The sequence below is a fragment of the Glycomyces luteolus genome, from assembly GCF_027622875.1.
GTDB lineage: Bacteria > Actinomycetota > Actinomycetes > Mycobacteriales > Micromonosporaceae > Glycomyces > Glycomyces luteolus.
Genome location: NZ_JAPZVP010000007.1, coordinates 71,197 through 92,582, shown reverse-complemented (window position 1 = coordinate 92,582; position 21,386 = coordinate 71,197). Strand labels below are relative to the sequence as shown.

17 protein-coding genes are annotated in these 21,386 nt (G+C 71.2%); 12 read left to right on the top strand and 5 right to left on the bottom strand.

Annotated elements, in window-relative coordinates:
- Window positions 1-43 precede the first annotated feature (43 nt).
- The 3 genes from O1R50_RS10745 to O1R50_RS10735 form a co-directional block, all read right to left on the bottom strand.
- Complete coding sequence (locus O1R50_RS10745) at window positions 44-2,287, bottom strand: MMPL family transporter (RefSeq protein WP_270110018.1); 2,244 nt, start codon at window positions 2,285-2,287, stop codon at window positions 44-46.
- A gap of 181 nt (window positions 2,288-2,468) precedes the next feature.
- Entirely contained in the window at window positions 2,469-3,086 is a 618-nt protein-coding gene (locus O1R50_RS10740) for an acyl-CoA-like ligand-binding transcription factor (RefSeq protein WP_270110017.1), read from the bottom strand.
- 89 nt (window positions 3,087-3,175) lie between these two features.
- A complete protein-coding gene (locus O1R50_RS10735; RefSeq protein ID WP_270110016.1) occupies window positions 3,176-4,201 on the bottom strand; it encodes a lactonase family protein in 1,026 nt (341 codons plus the stop codon).
- A gap of 237 nt (window positions 4,202-4,438) precedes the next feature.
- Between O1R50_RS10735 and msrB the strand changes: the two genes are divergently transcribed.
- The 3 genes from msrB to hrpB all read left to right on the top strand — a co-directional run bounded on the left by msrB (window position 4,439) and on the right by hrpB (window position 9,439).
- Complete coding sequence (msrB, locus tag O1R50_RS10730; RefSeq protein WP_270110015.1) at window positions 4,439-4,849, top strand: peptide-methionine (R)-S-oxide reductase MsrB; 411 nt, start codon at window positions 4,439-4,441, stop codon at window positions 4,847-4,849.
- Window positions 4,850-5,025: 176 nt separating this feature from the next.
- Window positions 5,026-6,621 (top strand): serine/threonine protein kinase, encoded by a 1,596-nt coding sequence (locus O1R50_RS10725; protein ID WP_270110014.1) that lies wholly within the window; start codon window positions 5,026-5,028, stop codon window positions 6,619-6,621.
- 130 nt (window positions 6,622-6,751) lie between these two features.
- Complete coding sequence (gene hrpB, locus O1R50_RS10720) at window positions 6,752-9,439, top strand: ATP-dependent helicase HrpB (RefSeq protein ID WP_270110013.1); 2,688 nt, start codon at window positions 6,752-6,754, stop codon at window positions 9,437-9,439.
- Between the two features lie 25 nt (window positions 9,440-9,464).
- Here hrpB and O1R50_RS10715 read toward each other — a convergent pair whose 3' ends face one another.
- A complete protein-coding gene (locus O1R50_RS10715; protein WP_270110012.1) occupies window positions 9,465-10,196 on the bottom strand; it encodes a M50 family metallopeptidase in 732 nt (243 codons plus the stop codon).
- 106 nt (window positions 10,197-10,302) lie between these two features.
- Between O1R50_RS10715 and O1R50_RS10710 the strand changes: the two genes are divergently transcribed.
- The 6 genes from O1R50_RS10710 to O1R50_RS10685 all read left to right on the top strand — a co-directional run bounded on the left by O1R50_RS10710 (window position 10,303) and on the right by O1R50_RS10685 (window position 17,086).
- The gene (locus tag O1R50_RS10710; RefSeq protein ID WP_270110011.1) at window positions 10,303-10,758 is read left to right on the top strand and encodes a hypothetical protein; all 456 of its coding nucleotides are present in this window, start codon (window positions 10,303-10,305) and stop codon (window positions 10,756-10,758) included.
- 214 nt (window positions 10,759-10,972) lie between these two features.
- The gene (locus tag O1R50_RS10705) at window positions 10,973-12,403 is read left to right on the top strand and encodes a carbohydrate-binding protein (RefSeq protein WP_270110010.1); all 1,431 of its coding nucleotides are present in this window, start codon (window positions 10,973-10,975) and stop codon (window positions 12,401-12,403) included.
- A gap of 296 nt (window positions 12,404-12,699) precedes the next feature.
- Window positions 12,700-13,965 carry an ABC transporter substrate-binding protein gene (locus tag O1R50_RS10700; RefSeq protein WP_270110009.1) on the top strand — a complete coding sequence of 422 codons (1,266 nt, stop codon included), beginning with the start codon at window positions 12,700-12,702 and terminating at the stop codon, window positions 13,963-13,965.
- Window positions 13,966-14,088: 123 nt separating this feature from the next.
- Window positions 14,089-15,081: a carbohydrate ABC transporter permease gene (locus O1R50_RS10695; protein WP_270110008.1), complete on the top strand. Its 993-nt coding sequence runs from the start codon at window positions 14,089-14,091 to the stop codon at window positions 15,079-15,081.
- The gene (locus tag O1R50_RS10690) at window positions 15,078-16,022 is read left to right on the top strand and encodes a carbohydrate ABC transporter permease (RefSeq protein ID WP_270110007.1); all 945 of its coding nucleotides are present in this window, start codon (window positions 15,078-15,080) and stop codon (window positions 16,020-16,022) included. The genes O1R50_RS10695 and O1R50_RS10690 overlap by 4 nt, the downstream gene beginning before the upstream one ends.
- Window positions 16,023-16,042: 20 nt before the next feature.
- Entirely contained in the window at window positions 16,043-17,086 is a 1,044-nt protein-coding gene (locus O1R50_RS10685) for a LacI family DNA-binding transcriptional regulator (RefSeq protein WP_270110006.1), read from the top strand.
- A gap of 130 nt (window positions 17,087-17,216) precedes the next feature.
- Here O1R50_RS10685 and O1R50_RS10680 read toward each other — a convergent pair whose 3' ends face one another.
- Window positions 17,217-17,360, bottom strand: a complete 144-nt coding sequence (locus tag O1R50_RS10680; RefSeq protein WP_270110005.1) for a GPGG-motif small membrane protein — start codon at window positions 17,358-17,360, stop codon at window positions 17,217-17,219.
- Between the two features lie 276 nt (window positions 17,361-17,636).
- On the opposite strand from O1R50_RS10680, the gene O1R50_RS10675 reads away from it, so the two are divergent.
- The 3 genes from O1R50_RS10675 (at window position 17,637) to O1R50_RS10665 (ending at window position 21,378) form a co-directional block, all read left to right on the top strand.
- Window positions 17,637-19,391 (top strand): bifunctional 3'-5' exonuclease/DNA polymerase, encoded by a 1,755-nt coding sequence (locus O1R50_RS10675; protein WP_270110004.1) that lies wholly within the window; start codon window positions 17,637-17,639, stop codon window positions 19,389-19,391.
- Window positions 19,392-19,639: 248 nt separating this feature from the next.
- A complete protein-coding gene (locus tag O1R50_RS10670) occupies window positions 19,640-20,560 on the top strand; it encodes an ABC transporter ATP-binding protein (RefSeq protein ID WP_270110003.1) in 921 nt (306 codons plus the stop codon).
- The gene (locus tag O1R50_RS10665; RefSeq protein ID WP_270110002.1) at window positions 20,557-21,378 is read left to right on the top strand and encodes an ABC transporter permease subunit; all 822 of its coding nucleotides are present in this window, start codon (window positions 20,557-20,559) and stop codon (window positions 21,376-21,378) included. Before O1R50_RS10670 ends, O1R50_RS10665 begins: the two co-directional genes overlap by 4 nt.
- Window positions 21,379-21,386 lie beyond the last annotated feature (8 nt).

Genomic DNA, 21,386 nt, shown 5'->3' with positions numbered 1-21,386 from the left:
AGGGGACCGGGCCGGGGCGGGCCCGGTCCCCTTCAGGCATCGGCTACTTGGACGCTCCGACGAGCTCGCGCTCGGCTTCGTGCGGGGCGTCCTTGGCGAGGTGCTCTTGGAGCTTTTCGCCTTCGACGTCCACGTTCGGCAGGATCCGGTTGAGCCACTTGGGGATCCACCACGAGCCGCGGCCGATGAGGGCCATGATCGCGGGGATGATCGCCATGCGGACCACGAAGGCGTCGAAGATGACCGCGGCCGCGAGGGCGAAGCCCATCGAGGCGATGAGCGCTTCGCCGCTGAAGATGAACGCCGCGAAGACGCTGATCATGATGAGCGCGGCGGCGACCACGACCCGCGAGGAGTGGCCGTAGCCCTCCACGATGGCCTGCTTCGGATTCGCGCCGTGCACGTAGGCTTCGCGGACACGGGTGACCAGGAAGATCTGGTAGTCCATGGCGAGGCCGAAGACGAGGCCGATCATGAGGATCGGCATCATCGACATGATCGGGCCGGGCTGGTCGACGTTGAACAGCTCCGACATCCAGCCCCACTGGAAGACCGCGACGAGCGCGCCGAGTGCGGCGAACACGCTGAGCATGAAGCCGAGCGTGGCCATGATCGGCACGAGGAGCGAGCGGAAGACCAGCAGCAGGATGAGCGCGGCGAGGCTGACGACGATGAGCATGTACGGCAGCAGCGCGTCGTTGAGGTTGTCCGAGATGTCGATGTTCAGCGCGGTGGCGCCGGTGACGGACCAGTCGGCGTCGGCGTCGTCGGCGAGGACGCCGCGGATCTCGTGCACGAGCTCGTTGGTGGCGTGGTCGGACGGGCCGGTCTCCGGGATGAGGGAGACCATGACGGTGTCCATGTCGGCGTTCGGCATCGCCTGGCCGACGACGGCGATGCCGTCGATGCCGTTCAGCTCGTCCGTGATGCTCTGCGCGGCCGTCATGGCGTCGACGCCGTCTTCGAGGTCGCCCACGATGAGGAGCTGGCCGTTGAAGCCTTCGCCGAAGCCCTCGCTGATGAGGTCGTACGCCTGGCGCTGGGTGGTGTCCTCGCTGGACGAGCCGGCGTCGGGCAGGCCCAGTTCGAGGTCGAGCGCCGGGTAGGCGAGCGTGCCGAGGCCGACGATGCCGACCAGGGCGACCAGGATCGGGTGTCGGGTGACGAACCCGGCCCAGCGCTTGCCGCCGTTGGGCTTGGAGTCGTGGAGGCCCTCGGCGATGCGGCGGCGCTGCCGCCTGGTGAAGATCCGCTTCCCGGCGAATCCGGCGAAGGCCGGGAGCAGGGTGACGGCGATGAGCACGGCGATGACGACGGTGACGGCGGCGGCCACGGCCATCTCGGTCAGGAACGGGATGTTCACGACCGACAGGCCCAGGAGCGCGATCACGACGGTGAGGCCGGCGAAGAACACGGCGGAGCCGGCGGTGCCGACGGCGCGGCCCATGGCCTCGGCGCGGGCGCGCTTGTCTTCGACGCGGCCGTCCTTGGCGAGTTCGCCGCGGTAGCGCGAGAGGATGAACAGCGCGTAGTCGATGCCGACGGCGAGGCCGATCATGGAGGCCAGCGTGCCGGTGGATTCGCTGACGTTCATGAAGGAGGTCGCGGCGAGGATGCCGGCGGTGGTGAGCATGACGCCGAGGACGGCGGTGATGATCGGCAGGCCCGCCGCGAGGAGGGCGCCGAAGGTGATGACGAGGACGACCAGGGCGACGCCGATGCCGATGAGCTCGGTGGCGCCGGTCTCGGGCATCGCCTGGAGGACGTCGCCGCCGACCTCGACGCGCACGCCGGCGTCTTCAGTGTCGGCTACGGCCTCTTGGAGGTAGTCCACGGTGGCCTCGTCGAGCTCCATGGAGGGTTCGGCGTAGGTGACCTGCATGACGGCGATGTTCTGGCCGTCGGCGGAGATCATGCCGATCGGGTTGCCGGCTTCGTCGGTCGCGAACGGGCTGGTGACCGCGGCGATCTGCGGCGAGTCCTGCATGACGGCCGCGAGGTCCTCGATGGCGGCCTTGTTGGCCTCGGAGGTGAGCGGTTCGCCGGTCTCGGATTCGAACACGATCTGGGCGCTGCCGCCGTCCGCGCTCGCCTCGGGGAAGCGTTCTTCGAGGAGGTCGAAGGCCTCCTGGGATTCGGTGCCGGGGAGGACGAACTCGGGGTTCGTCTCCTGCTGCATGGTCGCCGCCGCGGCGCCGACGCCGCCGACGATGAGGACCCAGACGACGAGGACGAGCCATCGCAGTCTGAAGGACCCTCTGCCGAGACGGTAGAGGAAGGTGGCCACGCTGGGTGCTCCTTACAGGGTTCGCCTTCCGGCTCCGCCGTCCGCGCTGCGTCGCAAGGACGGCAGTGGGTGTGCGGCGGCGGAGCCGGTCGGCTCGGGTGGTGTTCGCCGACGAGGTCGTCGGCGGTGGGGTTTCCTGGTAGTGCCTTCTCTTCAGTTGTCGTCTCTGACCCGGGCGGTTTCAGTTCCCGGGTGCGGAGGGCGGCTTGGTGATGCCGTGTTCGAGGACGGCGAAGCCCTCGGTGATCGCCTCGGCGAGGGTGCGTTCGCCGGGCTCGGAGAGCCAGTGCTCGGTGGTGGTCTTGATGCAGACCAGGGCGCTGCCGAGCACGAGACGCGGGTAGAGGTCGGTGACGGCGGTGCCGGTGGCTTCTGCGACGATCCCGATCGCTTCGGTGAACAGGGCCATGAACTGGCCCGACTGCTCTTTGATGAGCGAGGGAGAGTCGTGGATGAGCTGCTCGCGGCAGCGCATCATCTCGAGGTCGAACTTCTCGTCGAGGTGCATGGCGATGCCGGCGTCGCGGATCGCGTCCCAGATCGGCTGGGTCTTGGCCCGTTCGCGCAGGTCGGCGAGCAGTGCGTTCGTGGTCTCGTTGAAGTCGTGCAGGAGCGCGGCTTCCTTCGAGGGGAAGTAGTTGTGGAAGGTGCGGGTCGAGACGCCGGCCTCGGCGGCGATCTCGTCGGCCGTGACGCTCCCGAGGCCCTTCTTGGTGACCGCGAGACGGAAGGTCGCTGCGGAGAGGGCCGCCTTGGTGGCGGCCTTCTTGCGTTCGCGGAGTCCGGTCTGGTCGGCCATGAGAGCAACCCTAGTGGAGGTTACTCATGTTCACAAGATGCAAATGAAGAAATTTTGCAGGCGGCGCAAATTTGCCTGGTCGGAACGATTTATGTGAGCGGGGCCACGCAGGTGGCGCCGGGGACGGACCACTCGGTGACGGGCTCGGCCGCACCGGTCGGGTCGACCCGGGTGACGGCGCCGGAGTGCTGGCAGGCCACCAGCAGCGTGCCGTCGGCGGTGAGCACGGCATCGCGGGGCCAGGCGCCGCCTACCGGGACCGAGCGCACGAGCGAGCCGTCGGCGGGATCGACGGTGGCGACCTGGTCGGGGCCGCGCACCGTGACGTACACCAGGCCTCGTTCGGGGTCGGGGACCACGGCCGCCGGAAGCGGGCGGGGCGTCTCCTCGTCAAGGCCGATGTCCGGCAGGGCCGCGAAGTCCGCGACCTCGCCGCCCGGCAGGGCGACCGGGGCCCGGAAGGCGAACGTGGCCGCGCGCTCGTCGAAGGTCCCGACGGCCACGGCGTTCGCCAACTCCCCCACCACGATCGCGCGGTCGCCGAGGAAGGCCAGGTGCCGCGGCCCGAAGCCCGGCTCGAGCACGGTGGTCGCCGCCGGGACGAGCTTGCCGTCCTCGCCGAGGTCGAACGCGTGGATACGGTCCGTGCCCAGATCGACGGCCAGGACGCGTCCCATGTGACATACCACTTGGTGCGCGTGCGGCCCGGTCTGGCGATCCGCGTCGGGGCCCGAGCCCGAGAACTTGAAGACGTCGGTCGCCTCGCCCAGCGTGCCGTCCTCGCCGATCGGCAGGACCGCGACGGAGCCGCCCCCGTCGCCGTCGCCGTAGTTGGCGACCAGCAGCCAGCGCCCGCTCGGGTCGACGGTGCCGTGGCAGGGGTTGTCGCCGCCGGTGGACTGTCCCTGGCCGGCCCGGTCGAGGGTGAAGTCCTCTCCGAGGCGCCAGGCCGCGGCGAAGCCGGGCTCGGTGTGGGTGAGGGTGTAGACCGCTTCGGGGCCGACGTGGACCCACGTCGGGTTGACCACCGCCGCCGCCGCGCCGAGTCCGTCGGGGCCGGCCACGACGAGGCCCGGGCCGCCTTCAGTGGTGTAGTCGCCAAGGAGGTACCGCATGGGCACGATCCTAGCGGCCCGCCGGGAGGGCGACGCGGGCTCGGGCGCCTCCGTGCCGCAACGGCAGTGGTAAGCAGGTCCCGCGGATCGGACCGCCCGCTCGCTGCGCTGTCGGCCCGTCGATCCAACACATGCCCGCTGCCGGGAGGTGGCGCGCGGTCCTGGGCCCGCTCCCCGATCGGGGTGCGCCCCGCCCGGGCGAGACGAGACGGCGCGCGCTGCTCCTACACTTGGAGCATGGCCGAGGACCGCAAGACCGACGCGCAGTGGCGCGAGCAGCTCAGCCGCGACGAGTACAAGGTGCTGCGCCAGGGCGGCACCGAGGCGCCGTGGACTGGCGAGTACGTCGATGAGAAGCGCCGGGGCGTCTACCGGTGCCGCGCGTGCGGCGCCGAGCTGTTCGCCTCCGACACGAAGTTCGACTCCCGCTGCGGGTGGCCCTCCTTCTGGACGCCCATGGCCGGGGACCGCGTGCGGCTCCTGGAGGACGACAGCCTCGGCATGCGCCGCACCGAGGTGCGCTGCGCCAACTGCGATTCGCACCTGGGCCACGTGTTCTACGGCGAGGGCTGGGACAACCCCGACGACGCCCGCTTCTGCATCAACTCGATCAGCCTGACCCTGGAGCCGGCCGACGACGCGCAGTAGGTGCTTCGGGCCGATCGCGATCGGCCCGAACCGACCGAGCAGTGCCATATCACATGTCACACATTCGGGCTGTGCCGATCGAACCCGGCAGCTCCCGGGCGCCCTCGGGCGGTCCGGGGCCTGCCGACTAAGCTCTCCCACGTCCCCTGCTCCCTGAATCAGAAGCGAGGCCGAGGGTGGAACCCGGGAACCTGATCGCTGGCCGTTACCGCCTAGAACAGCGTCTGGCCGCGGGCGGCATGGGCGCGGTGTGGCGAGGCACCGACACCCGGCTCAACCGCACGGTCGCCGTTAAATTGCTCCATTCAGGACTGTCCGGCAACGACCGGTTCCGCGCCCGCTTCCACCAGGAGGCGCAGGCCGTCGCCCAGCTCCAGTCGCCCGGGATCGTCAGCCTCTACGACTACGGCGAGGAGCACGCCCCCGAGGGGCTGGTCTCGTACCTCATCATGGAGCTCGTGCGCGGCCAGGCACTCGACAACGTGCTGCGCCAGCGGGGGCGCCTGTCCCCCAACGAGACGCTGAAGATCATGGCCTCGGCGGCCGAGGCCCTCGACGTGGCCCACCAGGCCCACATCATCCACCGCGACATCAAGCCGGGGAACCTGCTCGTCGACTCCGACGGCGGCGTCAAGATCGTCGACTTCGGCATCGCCGCCGCCAAGGGCGGCGCGGGGCTGACCGAGACCGGCACCGTCATGGGCACCCTCGCCTACGCCTCCCCCGAGCAGCTCCAGGGCGCGCAGCTCACCGGCGCGACCGACCTCTACTCGCTGGGCATCGTCGCGTACGAATGCCTCGCCGGACGGCCCCCGTTCGCGGGCAACGAGCCGACCGCCGCGATCGCCGGCCACCTCACCGGCCAGCCCGGGCCGCTCCCTCCCGACGTCCCCGGGCCGGTCGCGCAGATCATCATGCGATGCCTCGCGAAGGACCCGCGCCAGCGATTCGCCTCGGCGGCCGAGCTCGCGCAGGTCTGCAAGTCCGGCGGCATGGGCGGCGGCACGACGACGATCCTCGCTCCCTCGCCGAGCCCGTACCAGTCCGGCCCGTCGCCGCAGTCGACCCAGGTCATGACGCCGGGCATGGCCCCGGCGATGGCCGCGGGCGTCGCACCCGCGCACACCTCGGCGCAGCCGGTGCAGCACGACGAGTACGGCTCGCCCGGGACCGGCCAGTACCGGACCGGCGGCGCGCCCGAGCGCCCGCTGCCGCCCCCGCGCGAGGCCGAGCAGCCCAAGCGGAATCCGACCGGGCCGATCCTGGTGGTCGTGGCGGGCATCGCGGTCATCCTCGTCGCCCTGTTCCTGCTGAAGCCGTGGGACCAGTCCGACGACGACAAGGACCTGACCGGTGGCGAGGACACCGGCGCCACGTCGCAGGCCGAGACGTCGGCGGAGCAGACCGAGGCCGCCGAGGAGACCAGCGACGACTCGGGCGGCGACTCCGGAGAGGGCGACTCCGACAACCACGGCGACGGCGACGACGAGGACAACTCCGACGACCAGACCTCCGAGGAGGAGCCGCAGCTCGTCGAGATGGACGACTTCACCGGTCAGAATGTCAGCGACGCCATGGACGAGCTCGCGAGCCAGGGCTTCACCGACGTGACTGCGGTGCCGACCTCCACCGAGACCGGCGAGTTCGACACCTGCGAGGTGCTCTACCAGGACCCTGAAGGCGGCACCGAGGTCGGGTACGAGACCGCGATCGAGTTGAGCTACGTCGCAAACGACGAATCCTGCCCGGACGGCAACCAGCAGGCCGGCTGAGCCGTGAGCGAGGGCGGCGACCGCATCGCGGTCGCCGCCCTCGCCGTATTCGGCCCCGAGCCGACCCGGCCTGCGCGCCCTCACCTCGTCCGGTCGCCGCACCCGCAGGGCCTCGGCGAGAATGGTCGTCATGCCGCAACCGCCCGCGCTGCCCGAGCTGCCGATCCGCGAAGCCCTGCCCGCGCTCCTGGAAGCCGTGGCGCGCACCGGGACCGCGGTGCTCGCCGCGCCGCCCGGCACCGGCAAGACCACGCTCGCTCCGCTCGCCCTCGCCGGGCTCATACCCGGAGAGGACGTTCCCGCCGGCGATGCCGCGTCACGTGTGACACGTGATATGCCACAGCGGCGCGTCCTGGTGGCCGAGCCGCGGCGCCTCGCCACCTGGGCCGCCGCCACGCGCATGGCCGCGATCCTCGGCGAGCAGGTCGGCGGTCGGGTCGGCTACCAGATCCGGGGCGAAGCCCGCCGGTCCGCCGCCACCCGCGTCGAGGTCGTGACGACCGGGGTCCTTCTCAACCGGCTCATCGCCGACCCCGAACTCCCCGGCGTCGACCTCGTCATGCTCGACGAATGCCACGAACGCCACCTCGAGACGGACACCGCCTGCGCGTTCCTCGCCGAGACCCGCCAGATCCTGCGCCCCGACCTCGGCCTCGTGGCCGCCTCCGCCACCGCCGACGTCACCCTCTGGACCGCCCTCCTCGGCACCGAGCACGCCCCCGCGCCCGCCGTGAGCTCCGAACCGATGCGCCACCCCGTCGAGATGCACTGGGCCCCAACGAGGGAGCGTGTCAACGCACCCGACGGAATGCGCGTCGACCCCCGATTCCTCGCGCACGTCGCCCACACCGCCGAACGGGCCCTCGACGCGGGAGACGGCGACCTCCTGGTCTTCCTCCCCGGCGCCGCCGAGATCCGTCGCGTCGCCGAGCGGCTGTCCCACTTGACTTCCGAAAACCTCGGAGTCGATATATATCAATTGCACGGCTCGGTCTCGTCGTCCGAACAGGACCGTGCCATGCGCGCAGGGGATCGCCGCCGGGTCGTCCTCGCCACCGACATCGCCGAATCCAGCCTCACCGTGCCCGGGGTGCGGATCGTGGTCGACGCCGGACTCGCCCGCAGGCCCCTCATCGACCACGCGCGCGGCCTGCCGGGCCTGACCACGGCCTACGCCTCACGCGCCTCCGCCGACCAGCGCGCGGGCCGCGCCGGACGCGAAGGCCCCGGCGCGGTCTGGCGGTGCTGGAGCGAAGCCGAGCACGCCCGCCGCGCCGCCCAGCCCGCCCCGGACATCGCCTGCTCCGACCTCACCGCGTTCCGCCTCCAGGCCGCCTGCTGGGGCACCCCCGTCGAGGACCTGGCGTTGCCGGGCCCACCGCCCGCGGGCGCGCTCGAGGCCGCCGAGACGACCCTCCGCGCCTTGGGCGCCATCGACACCGACGGCATGGCGACCGCGCGGGGCCGTGCCCTCGCCCGGATGGGCGTCCCGCCGCGACTGGCCCGCGCGCTGGTCGACGGCGCGGAACGCGTCGGCGCGGAGAAGGCCGCGGAGGTCGCCGCGCTCCTGAACCTCGACCGCCGCGCCAGAGGCGACGACCTCCTCGCGCAGTGGCGCCAGCTGCGCACCAGCAGGGACCGGCAGTGGGAGTCCGAGGTCAAACGCCTGAAGCGAGCGCTGTCGAGCGCGCGCGACGCAGGCACCGAGCGGAGCCCGGACACCGTTGCGGCGAACGGAAGCCCGCCAGCCGGTGCGGCCGCGTCGCGATCCGGTGGTGCGCGCCGATTCGCGGTCGCCGACGACGAGGCCGCCGCCACCGTCATCGCCCTGGCCTTTCCCGAGCGCGTCGCCAAAAGCCAAGGGGGAGCGGCGTTCACGCCGATCCGGGGCCGAGGGGCCGACCCGAACCGGATGGGCGCGGCGCTGAGCGCCGGGCAGTGGCGGACCGTCGCCGGCACGGGCGCGGTCGCCGCCGAGGGCTCCTCGCTCGCCGGAAGCCCGTGGCTCGCCATCGCCGACGCCGACCGCTCCCCCGGCCGCGCCGCCGCCCTCATCCGGGCCGCCGTCCCGATCGACGGCGAGCTCGCCTGCGAGCTGGTTGGCGACAGCGCGGGCGAGCGCGTCGAGTGGGACGGCGAGCGCCGGGACGTGGCCGCGCGCCGCGTGCGGTCGCTCGGGGCGATCGAGATCTCCTCGGAGCCGCTGCGCCAGCCCGATCCGGCGCTCGTGGCGGCGGCGCTCGCCGAAGGGCTGCGCCGCGAAGGCCTCGGCCTGCTGCGCTGGTCGGAGGAGTCGAAGCGGCTGCGCGAGCGCATGGCGTTCTGCCACCGAGCGCTCGGCGAACCGTGGGCCGACGTCTCGGACGCGGCGCTCACGGCGGGCACCGACTGGCTGGAGCCGTGGTGGCCCCGGGCGAGGCGCCGATCCGATGTGGAGCGCATCCCGGTCGGCCAGGCGCTGCGGAACCTGCTGCCGTGGCAGGCCGGCATCGACGAGACCGCTCCGGAGGCGCTCGCGGTCCCCTCAGGACGCGAGGCCCGCGTCGACTATTCCGGTGAGACGCCGGTGCTCGCCGTCAAGCTCCAGGAGATGTTCGGCGCCGTCGACACCCCGCGCGTCGCGGGCGTGCCGGTGGTCCTGCACCTCCTCAGCCCCGCCGGGCGGCCGCTCGCGGTGACCGCCGACCTCAGGTCGTTCTGGGAAGGGCCCTACCGGGAGGTGCGCAAGGAGATGCGCGGCCGATACCCCAAGCACCCGTGGCCGGAGGACCCGTACTCGGTGGCGCCGACCGCGAAGACCAAGCGGCATCTGCGCTGAATCGGCGCCGTTCCCGAAGCGGACGCTAGAGGGCGGCGAGCCATTCGTCGGCGGGCAGCAGCATGTAGGTGCCCCACAGCGCGGCCGCGATGGTCGCGAGGGCGAACAGGAAGATCCAGCCGCCGGCGGGCAGCGGGGTGATCCCCGCGAGCTGGTCGGCGTCCGACTGGCCCGAGCCGCGCCTGCCCCGGCGGCGCGAGCCGAGTTCCAGCACCGGCTTCACCGACCCGAGCAGCAGCAGCCAGGCGCCCACGTAGGCGGCGACGGTCTGCACGATCGCGTTGCCGTACCAGGTGGCGGCGAAGACGCCCGCCCCGACCACGATGAGCGCGAGCGCGCCGTACCAGTTGCGGATGAAGACGAGCATGACCGCCAGGAGCACCAGCGTGATCCACAGGAGCAGGACGATGCGCCCGGCGCCGGTGAGTCCCGCGGCGAGGAGACCGAGGGCGGCGGGGGCGATGTAGCCGGCGAAGAGGGTCATGGCGGCGCCGAATCCGGTGGGCCTGCCGCGCGAGAACGTCAGGCCCGAGGTGTCGGCGTGCAGGCGGATGCCGGTGAGGCGGCGGCGCATGAGGACCGCCATGAACGCATGGCCGCCTTCGTGGGCGATGGTGACGAGGCCGCGGGACCAGCGCCACACGGGCGTGTAGAGGACGGCGGCGGCCGCGGCGGCCAGGCAGGCGAGCATGACCCAGACGGGGGGAGCGTCCTGGGTCCGGGTGAGGGTGTCGATGACGGTCTCGATGGGTTCCACTGGGCCTCAGACTTCGGGGTGAATCGGTCGCGCGGTGAAGGATGATCGTAGCCGCGCCCGTATGGTAGAGGGGGTAGAGGCACCTCCTCGTGGAAGGACGGCCCCCATGGGCACCGACGACCGCCCCGATCCTCACCTGAGCTTCCTCGAGACGACCGACCGACTCGTCGAGGACCTGGCGATGCACAACCTCAAGGCCCGCGAGAAGCTGCGGGAGGGCATCGCGTGGCTCGAGGCGCGTCGCGAGGACGCCGACCCGGCCGAGAACGCCGACATCGAGATCCTGCTGGCGCAGTGCCACGACGCGCTCAAGCGGATGGAGTCGCTGCGGGGCACCTACCAGGACGTCCGGGCGATCAACGCCGCGGCGCACGCCGAGCACGTGGAGTGGCTCGAGAAGCGGATGCTCGGCGGCACGGAGTCGCCCGAGGAGCGGCGCGAGCGGCAGCGGCGCCTGGAGCGGCTGCGGCACGAGCGGCAGGCGCGGCTCGACGATCTGCAGCGGCGGTCGCGGGAGGCGCGGCAGCCGCCGCAGACCGAGGGCGACGAAGGCGCACGCTGAACCGCCACGCCTTCGAGGTGATCGTTAACCAAGCGCTGCAAGGGCTTACCCGCGGCTCGGCCGATAACGGTTGGGCCACGACCCATTGACATGTACCGATTTGTTCGGTAGGAATGAGCTCTGAACCGACTGAGAGAGCGCTCTCTCAAGATCAATCTGCATCCAGATCAGATCTGAGAGAGCGATCTCTCGAACCCTCGGCAAAGGAGCCGTCATGGCACAAGCGCAGACCTCCGAACGACAGCATCCACCCCGCCGCCGACTTGCACCGCGAAGGCTCGTCCGAGCCGTCGCCGCCGCCACCGCGGGAGCGGCCGTGCTCGCTGCGGCGGGCCTCACCATCGCCGAAGCCGGCGCCCAGGAAGGCCCCGAGGCCGCGCAGACCTGGGACCTGGTCTGGTCCGACGAGTTCAACGGCTCGGCCGGATCGCAGCCCTCGACCGCGAACTGGATCTACGACCTCGGGCACGGCTACCCCGGCGGGCCCGGCAACTGGGGCACCGGCGAGATCGCCGCCCACACGAACGACCCGGCGAACGTCTCCATGGACGGCAGCGGGAACCTCGAGATCACCGCGCTGCGCGACGCCGCCGGGCAGTGGACCTCGGCGCGGATCGAGACCGTCCGGGCCGACTTCAAGCCGCCGCCGGGCGGGACGCTGAAAGTCGAGGGACGGCTCCAGCTGCCGCAGGTGAACGGTGAGGCGGCGCTCGGATACTGGCCCGCGTTCTGGTCCATGGGCGCGCCGTTCCGCGGCAACCACTGGAACTGGCCGGGCATCGGCGAGATCGACTTCATGGAGAACGTGAACGGTCTGGACTGGACGTTCGGGACGCTCCACTGCGGTGTGGCGCCGGGCGGGCCCTGCAACGAGTTCAACGGGCTCGCCGGGCAGACCTACTGCGGCGGTTCGTGCCACAGCGGCTTCCACACCTACGGCATGGAGTGGGACGAGTCGGGCGCGGCGGGCCAGCTGCGCTGGTACGTGGACGGGACGCTGTTCCACACCATCGACGAGGGCGACCTGCCGGCGGACACGTGGGCGCAGATGACCGACCACGCCGGGTACTTCCTGCTGCTCAATCTCGCGATCGGCGGGGCGTTCCCCGACGGCGTGTCGGGGCAGGCGACGCCGACGGCCGCGACGGAGCCGGGGCATTCGATGCTCGTCGACTACGTGCGGGTGTTCACCGCGGGCGGGGGCGGCACCGGCGAGCCGACCGATCCGCCGACGACCGGCGGCCCCGGCGGGGAGCGCGACGCGTTCGCGTCGATCGCGGCGGCGTCGTTCGACGCCTCCTCGGGCGCCACGGCCGGAGGCTCGTCGATCGGGCCGCTCGGCAACGGCGACTGGGCCCGCTATGACGATGTGGACTTCGGGTCGACGAGTCCGGTGGACTTCGTCGCCCGGGTCGCCTCGGGTGCCGGAGGCGGGGTGAGCGGTCTCGTCGAGGTCCGGATCGACTCGGCCACCGCCAATCCGATCGGCTCGTTCGCGATCGCGAACACCGGCGGCTGGACCTCCTGGCGGGACGTGCCCGGCAACGTGGCCTCGGTGACCGGCACCCACGACGTGTTCCTCACCTTCACCTCGGGCCAGCCGCAGGACTTCGTGTCCGTGCAGGAGTTCCACTTCAGGCACTGATCCGATCGGCGCGGCCGCGCCGTCCTTCCACACGGCCGCGCCGCTCCGCCACTCCCCCAAAGCGGTGGCACATCACATGTCACGCGTGACGTACCGAAATCGATGCCGGCACCGGTCGGCTCGACCTTCCAAGGCCCTGAAGCGCACCGCTCGGCTTCGGGGCCCGCAATCCGGAGCAGAGAGCGCTCTCTTGAAGCTGGCCCGGAGCCACGCCCTATCGCCACGGCGGCCGCGTGCCGCCGCCCGCTGCCCGACCGGGCAGCGGATCCCTCACCACCCGGAGTGGAGAACCACCGATGAACACCAGACCGATCCGCACCGCCATGGCGGCTGCCGCCGCGGCGGCGCTCGCCTTGACCGCCGCCTGCTCCGGCGGCGGGGACGACGACGGCAAGATCACCCTCAGCGTCGGCCTGTTCGGCGACTTCGGATTCGGGCCCCTCTACGAGGAGTACACGAAGCTGCACCCCGAGATCGAGTTCGAGGAGCGCATCGCCGAGTTCGCCGACCACCACACCAACCTCACCACCCACCTCGCCACCGGCTCGGGCACCGCCGACATCGAAGCCGTCGAGGTCGGCTACATCTCGCAGTACACTTCCCAGCCCGACCGCTTCCACAACCTGCTGGAACTCGGCGCCGACGACCTCGAAGGCCAATGGCTGGAATGGAAGTGGCAGCAGGCCCTGTCCAAGGACGGCGAATCCCTGATCGGCCTCGGCACCGACGTCGGCGGCATGGCCATGTGCTACCGCCGCGACCTCTTCGAGCAGGCCGGACTGCCGGTGGAACGCGACGAGGTCTCGGCGCTGTGGGCCGCGTCGTGGGAGGACTATGTGGACGTGGGCCGCCAGTACTCGGCGGCCACCGGCGGCGGGTACTTCTTCGAGTCCTCGGGGAACATGTTCCGCGCCATGGTCGAGCAGGCCGACGAGGGCGTCTACGACCGCGAGGACAACCTCGTCGTCGAGTCCAACCCCGCGATCGGCCAGGCATGGGACCTGACCGTGGAGGCGATCGAGGCGGGCATGTCGAACCGGCTCCAGGCCTGGACGCCCGAATGGAACGCGGGCTTCAGCGAGGGCACCTTCGCCACCATCATCTGCCCGGCGTGGATGACCTCGTACATCGAGACGAACGCGCCCGATTCGGCCGGGCTGTGGGACATCGCCACCGTGCCCGGCGGCGCCGGGAACATGGGCGGCTCGCACCTCGTGCTGCCCTCGCAGGGGGAGCACCCCGAGGAGGCATACGCGTTCATCGAATGGCTCACCGCCCCTGAGCAGCAGCTCAAGGTGTTCGAGGCGACCGGGAACTTCCCGTCCGCACCGGAGCTGTACGAGAACGAGGCGCTCACGGGACTGACGAAGGCCTACTTCAACGACGCACCCGTGGGGCAGATCTTCACCGCGGCGGCCCAGGCCGTCGAGCCGCAGTACCAGGGACCGCTCCAGGGCGACGTGCTCGCGACGATCGGCCAGGGACTCGGCCGCATCGAGGACGGCAGCCAGACGCCCGAGGAGGCCTGGAGCCAGGTCCTCGGCGACCTCGAATCGTTCTAGCCCCCCAAAGGAGGCGGGACCGGCCGGGCGCACCGCCCGCGCCCGGCCGGTCCCGCTTCCGCTTCCGCTTCCGCTTCCGCTTCCGCTTCCGCTTCCGCTTCCGACGATCCTGAAAGCGACCCGATGACCATCGCCGCCAAGAGCACCGCCGACCCCACTGGACGGTCCTCCCCCACCGCAGGACCCGAGCGCCCCGCAGGGCGCTTCCAGCACCTGCGGTACCGCTTGGACCTCAAAGCCTCGCCGTACCTGTACATCGCCCCGTTCTTCGCGCTCTTCGCCGCGTTCGGGCTCTTCCCGCTCGCCTACACGGCCTGGGTGTCCACACACGAGTGGAGCCTGCTCTCCGACGAGCACGCGTTCCTCGGGCTCGGCAACTACCAGACGCTCCTGAGCGACCCGTACTTCTGGAACGCCCTGGGCAACACGCTTTCCATCCTGCTGCTCGCCACGGTGCCGCAGCTGCTGGCCGCCCTGCTCCTGGCGCACCTGCTGACGCTGCGCCTGCGCGGGCAGACGTTCTGGCGCATGGGGATGCTGCTGCCGAACGTCGCCTCCGTGGTGGCCGTCGCCGTCATCTTCAGCCAGCTGTTCGGCCGCGACTTCGGGCTCGTCAACTGGGTGCTCGAATCGCTCGGAGCCGGGCGCGTCGACTGGCAGTCCGGCAGTGCCACGTCACATATCGCCATCGCGGTGATGGTGGCGTGGAAGTGGACCGGCTACAACGCCCTGATCTTCCTCGCCGCGATGCAGGCCGTCCCGCGCGAGGTCTACGAGGCCGCCCATCTCGACGGCGCTTCGCGGATGCAGCAGCTGTTCCACGTCACGGTCCCGATGATCCGGCCCACCATCGTGTTCACCGTGATCGTCTCGACCATCTACGGGCTGCAGATCTTCGCCGAACCGCAGCTCTTCGGCGGCGGAGGACCGAACGGCGTCACCGGCGGCGCCTCGAGGCAGTTCCAGACGCTCACGCTCTACCTGTACGAGCACGGCTTCAACCGCGGTTTCGCATTCGGCTACGCCTCCGCGGTCGCATGGACGATGTTCCTCGTCATCGTCATCGTCGCCCTCCTCAACTACCTCTTCATCCGCCGCATCAGGAGCGATTCATGACCCGCCCCGACCTCGCCGCCGCGCCGACGTCCTCCCCCGCCGCCGCAGACCCCCGACGGGCCGACCGCACAGCCTTGCCGGGCCGGCCGGGCCGTCGGGCACGAGCGCGGCTGCGGGCCCTGCGCGAGCAGCCCGGCCGCCTCGTCTACCTCACGCTGGTCGCGGTGCTGTTCTTCTCGGGCTTCCCGCTCTACTACAGCCTCGTAGTGGCTTCGCGCGACAACTCGGCGCTCGCGCAGGTCCCGCCGCCGGTCCTGCCCGGGGCGAATCTCGCCGCGAACGTCGAGCGGGTCTTCGCCACGGTGCCTTTCGGTACGGCGCTGTGGAACTCGGTGCTCGTCAGCGCTTCGGTGACGGCGTCGGTGGTGTTCTTCTCGACGCTCGCCGGGTTCGCGTTCGCGAAACTGGAGTTCAAGGGCGCCAAGGTGCTGCTGGTGTCGGTGGTCGCGACGATGATGGTGCCGGTGCAGTTGGGCGTGATCCCGCTGTTCATGCTCATGATCGAGCTGGAGTGGACGGACACGCTGTGGGCGGTGATCGCGCCGGGGCTGGTGAGCGCGTTCGGGGTCTTCTTCATGACCCAGTACCTGCGCGGTGCGCTGCCCGGTTCGCTCATCGAATCGGCCAGGATGGACGGCGCCTCGACGTTCCGGATCTTCTGGCAGATCGTCATGCCCGCCGCCCGGCCCGCTGCGGTCGTGCTCGGCGTGCTCACGTTCCTGACCTCCTGGAACGACTACTTCTGGCCGCTCATCGTGCTGTCGAGCCCCGAGCGGCAGACCGTGCAGGTGGCGCTGTCGACGCTCAGCGGCGGCTATGTCACCGACCAGTCGTTGGTGCTGACCGGGACGATGCTGGCTACGCTTCCTCTGCTGGCGGTGTTCGCGCTCTTGGGCAAGTACATGATCAGCGGGATCATGCAGGGCGCGGTCAAGGGCTGAGAGGTACGGAGGCGGAAGGCATGCGGCGAGCGGAGGCGGTGCCCGGCGGCGGGCCGGTGCGGAGTCCCGGCACCGGCCGGCCCACGCTGGAGGCGGTCGCCGAGCGGGCGGGCGTGTCGCGTGCGACGGTCTCACGGGTCGTCAACGGGCAGACCACGGTCGCGGAGGACTTGCGGCGGGCCGTGGAGGCCGCGGCGGCCGAGCTCGGCTACGTCCCGCACGCCGCCGCGCGGTCCCTGGTGACCCACCGGACCGATTCGGTGGCGCTCATCCTCCCCGAGTCGCCGAACCGGGTCTTCTCGGACGACCAGTTCTTCCCGAGCGTGATCCGCGGCGTGGCCACGGAGCTCGACGCGGCGGGCAAGCTCCTGGTGCTCCTGACGACCGGTTCGGCGGAGGCGCGCTCGCGAGCCGAGCGGTACGCAGTGGGCGGGCACGTCGACGGGGTCATGTTCGCCTCGCTGCACGACGCCGACCTCCTGCCCGAGCTGATGATGCGGCGCGGCGTGCCGGTGGTGTGCAACGGCCTGCCCCACCTGGCCGCGCCCTGCATCGACGTCGACCATGTCGGCGGTGTGCGCGCCGCGGTGGAGTTCCTGCTGGCCAAGGGCCGCAAGCGGATCGCGACGGTGGCCGGACCGCAGGACATGGTCGCGGGGCGCGCGCGCCTGGACGGGTACCGGCAGGCGCTCGCGGACGCGGACCGTCGCGCGATCGTCGCGGTCGGCGACTTCACGGCCGAATCGGGACACGCGGGGATGCGGCAGCTGCTCGCGGACGAACCGGACCTCGACGCGGTGTTCGTGGCCTCGGACCTCATGGCCCACGGCGCGCTCCAGGCGCTGCGCGAAGCGGGCCGGAGCGTGCCGGGCGACGTGGCGGTGGTCGGGTTCGACGACATCGCGCTGGCGACGTACTGCGATCCGCCGTTGACGACGGTGCGGCAGCCGATCGCGGAGATCGGCCGCACCATGGCCCGGACCATGCTGCGGCTCTTGGAGGGTCACGAGGTCGAAGCGCTCCAGATCCTTCCCACCAAACTGGTGGTGCGAGAGTCCGCTTAGCGGCGAGCGCAGTGGCGCCGCTGGGCGGCGACCGCGAGCTTCCCCGGCCGGTCGCACGCCGCCCAGCGGCATCCGGGCGCGCTGCGCAGCGGCGGCCGCATGCCGGGTGCCACCGCCGCCCGCAGCCCGGTCAGGTGAAGACGCTCACCCCGCCGGGGCCGACCAGGAGGCCGACGATGATCACCACGATCCCCAGGAGCACCTGGCCCCGGAAGATCATGAAGATGCCGTAAATGACGAGAAGGACCGCGAGGATCCACAGAATCAGTGCCATGGCGCCTGGTTACCCGGGAAGACGCGAAAGTATGTCTACAGTCGTCTCACGGCCGCCAGTTCCGGCCCTGACCTGCAATGCCATGTGACATATTACGTACTACGCGATCTGCGGGCCCGGTACGACCCTGACATGCGGGCACGACACGGACCGGAGGCGCAGGGAAGCGAGGCGCATTCATGGCTCGCCTCACCGGGAGGCGGTTCGCCTGCCCCGGAATGCGCCTTGCGGCGCCGGATGGGTCGGGATGTCGGTGGCACATGGTGCACTTGAGCCATGGAGGTCGCACTCGTGCACGGTCGCGGCGGGGAAGGGTGGACGATGCCCCTGCCCGGCGGCGCCGTCACGTACCACCACGACCTGGCCGCCGCGGTGACCGCGATCGAGGCCGATGCGCGGCGCAACCCCGCCTCAGGCGACACCGCCACTGGCGGTGCCATCGCCGCTCGCACGGACACCGCAGCTCGCGAACTCTCCGGCGGTCGCCGCACCGGGGGGACCGAGTCCGCCCGCTCCGACTTCGGCCACCGCCACCCTGAAGCGCCGCGATGGGTCCTCGCCGACGCCGCGCACGACTACCCGCCGCTGCTGAACGCCGGGGCCCGACTCGACCGCTGCCGCGACCTTCGGCTGGCCGAACGCATCCTCTCCCGCGTCGAAGGCCGCGAGCCGCCCGCCGTCACCGCGGAGTCCGACCCCGACGCCGGGACGCTCTTCGAGCGCGAGCCCGAACCCGTGGACGGCCCGGCCCTCCTCGTCCGCCTGCAGGCGACCTGGCTCGACCAGCGCCGCCGCGCCGCGGCAGCCGCCATTCCGGGCCTGAGCACGCTGCTCGCGGCCGAATCCGCCGGCGCTCTGGTGGCCGCCGAGATGAGCCGCACCGGGGTCCCCTTCGACCGCGGCGTGCACGACCGCCTCCTGCGCGACCTGCTCGGGCCGCGCCCCACCAAGGGCATGCGGCCCAGGAAGCTCCAGGCGCTGGCGGACAAGGTGGTCGACGCGTTCGGGCACCAGCTCAATCCCGATTCGACGAAGCAGGTCCTCGCCGCCTTCCACGCGGCCGGGCTCGATGTGAAGAACACGCACTCGTGGGAGCTGTCCTCCGTCGACCACCCTGCCGTCGAGGCGCTCAAGGTCTACCGCGAGCACGCGCGGGTGTGGTCGGCGTTCGGCTGGAACTGGGCGGACGCCTGGGTCTCCGCGACGGGAGCGCCGGGGGCCGATGCCGATCCGGGGCTCGCCGACCGAGGCCGGTTCCGGCCCGTCTACATGGTGGGCGGGGCCGACACGGGCCGCTGGGGCACTGACGGCGGCGGGGCCCTCCAGCTCCCCCACGCCGTGCGGGAGGCGATCCGGGCCGAGCCGGGCTGGAAGCTCGTCGCGGCCGACGCCGCGCAGCTCGAGCCGCGGCTGCTCGCGGCCATCAGCGGGGACCAGGCGATGATCGCCGCCACGGCCGCCGACGACCTGTACACCGAGCTGGCGCCGCGACTGGGCGGCGAGCGGTCGAAGGCCAAGATCGCGCTCATCTCCGCGATGTACGGCGGTACGGCCGGGGACGCGGCGCAGCTGGTGCAGCTCATGCGCGACCGGTTCCCGGCCGCGTTCCACCGGGTCGAGTCGGCCGCGCGCACCGGCGAGAAGGGCGGACTGGTCCGCACCTGGCTCGGCCGGACCGTTCCGGCCCCGGGCGAGCGCTGGTGGCAGACCCTCAACTCCGAGGACGGCACGCGGGCCGCGACCGGCCGCGGACGCTTCACCCGGAACTTCATCGTGCAGGGCACCGCGGCCGAGTGGGCCCTGGTCCTGCTGGCCCTGCTGCGGCGTGAACTCCACGAGCGCGGACTCGGCGAGCTCGTGTTCTTCCTGCACGACGAGGTCGTGGTCCACTGCCCGGCCGAGCACGCCGCGACCGTCGGCTCGGTCATCGAACAGGCCGCCGACGCCGCCACGAGAACCCTCTTCGGTGACCTTCCGGTTCGCATTCCGCTGCGGCCCAAGGTGGTCGACAGCTACTCCGAGGCGAAATGACGGACCGGCCCGAACGGCCGGAACCGATGTCCTTCCCCCATCACTGTCGTACCCCTGTGTCAGGGTATTTCCGGGGGTTCGCCATACGGGTGATATATGACATGTCACGCGGCACTTGTCGGATTCCCGGTGATGGCGCGCCCGCCCCGCCCTGACCTGAAGTCGTAGTACTCGGGTACCACTCGTGTCCCTGAAGTTCGCTCCTCGAACCGATGAAGCGCCCTTCGGCGCGCCGTAGCGTTCGGTGCATGATCGAGATCGAGCACTTGACGAAGCGCTACGGCAAGAAGACCGCCGTGGATGATCTGTCGTTCGCCGTCAAACCCGGCGTCGTCACCGGCTTCCTCGGCCCCAACGGCGCCGGGAAGTCCACCACGATGCGCGCCATCGTGGGCCTCGACGCTCCCACCAGCGGCCTCGCCCGGGTCAACGGGAAGCACTACTCCGAATTCCGCTCGCCCCTCACCGAGGTCGGCGCGCTGCTCGAGGCCAAGTCCGTTCACGCCGGGCGCAGCGCCTACAAGCACCTCCTGGCCCTCGCCCGCACCCACGGCATCCCGAAACGCCGCGTCACCGAGGTCATCGACCTCGTCGGCCTGCACGAGGTCGCCGGCAAGCGCGTCGGCGGCTTCAGCCTCGGCATGGGCCAGCGCCTGGGCATCGCCGTGGCGCTCCTCGGCGACCCGGCAGTGCTGATCCTGGACGAGCCGGTGAACGGTCTCGACCCGGACGGTGTGAAGTGGATCCGCCTGCTGCTCAAGGGCCTTGCAGCCGAGGGCCGGACGGTGTTCCTGTCCTCGCACCTCATGAGCGAGCTGGCGCAGACGGCCGAGCACCTGGTCGTGATCGGGCAGGGCCGGCTCCTGGCCGATACCACGGTGGACGATTTCGTGTCCGGCAACGGGCGGTCGCGCGTGCGGGTGGTCTCGCCCGACGCGGCGCGCCTGGCCGAGCATCTGGCCGGGCCCGGGATCTCCGTCGCGAGTCCGGAGCGCGGGGTCCTGGAGGTGACGGGGACCGAGGCCGCCGTCGTCGGCCAGGCCGCGGCCGCGCACAGCCTCGTGCTGCACGAGCTGCGCACCGACCGCGGGTCCCTTGAGGACGCGTTCATGCAGTTGACCGCCGACGCGGTCGAGTACCGCCAGACCAGTGAAGGGGCGAACCGATGACCGCCGCCGTGATGACCGACCGTCCCGCGGCCTACACGCCGCCGGCGAACTACAAGCTCAGCGCGGCGGGATTGCTGCGTTCGGAGTGGACGAAGCTGTGGTCGCTGCGTTCGACCTGGATCGTGCTGCTGTGCGCGGTCGTGTTCAGCGCCGGCCTGGGTGCGCTCATCGCGTCCAGTGTGCCGAGCGACCAGGCGTCGGGCGGCGCGGGTGCGGCGCTCGATTTCTCGATGGCGGGGATTTCACTCGCTTCGGTGTTCGTGGCGGTGCTGGGCATCCTCACGGTCACGGGTGAGTACACGACCGGGTCGATCCGCTCGACCATGTCGGCCGCGCCGAGGCGCGTCTCGGTGCTGTGGGCGAAGGCCGCCGTGTACGGGGCCGTGGTCGCGGTCCTGTTCGGCGTCATGGTGTTCCTGACGTTCTTCATGACGCAGGCGATCTTCTCGGGCACGGATCTGGGCGGCGTGTCGCTGGCCGGCGACGGGGTGCTCCGGGCGCTGCTGGGGTACACGGCGATGATCGTGTACCTGGCGCTGCTGGCGCTCGGGATCGGTTCGATCCTGCGCAACTCGGCCGGTTCGATCGGGTTCTACATCGGCGTGATCATGATCCTGCCGCAGTTGGCGACGCTGCTGCCGTGGAACTGGGTCGCCGATGTGACGCCGTACGCGCCGGGCAACGTGTCCAACACGCTGTTGATGGTCGACCCGGGCGGGGCGAACCTGTCGGTGGGCGAGTCGTGGTTGTGGATGGGCATCTGGCTGGTCGTCACGTATGGCCTGGCGGGCGTGCTGCTCAAGCGTCGCGACGTGTGAGCATGTAC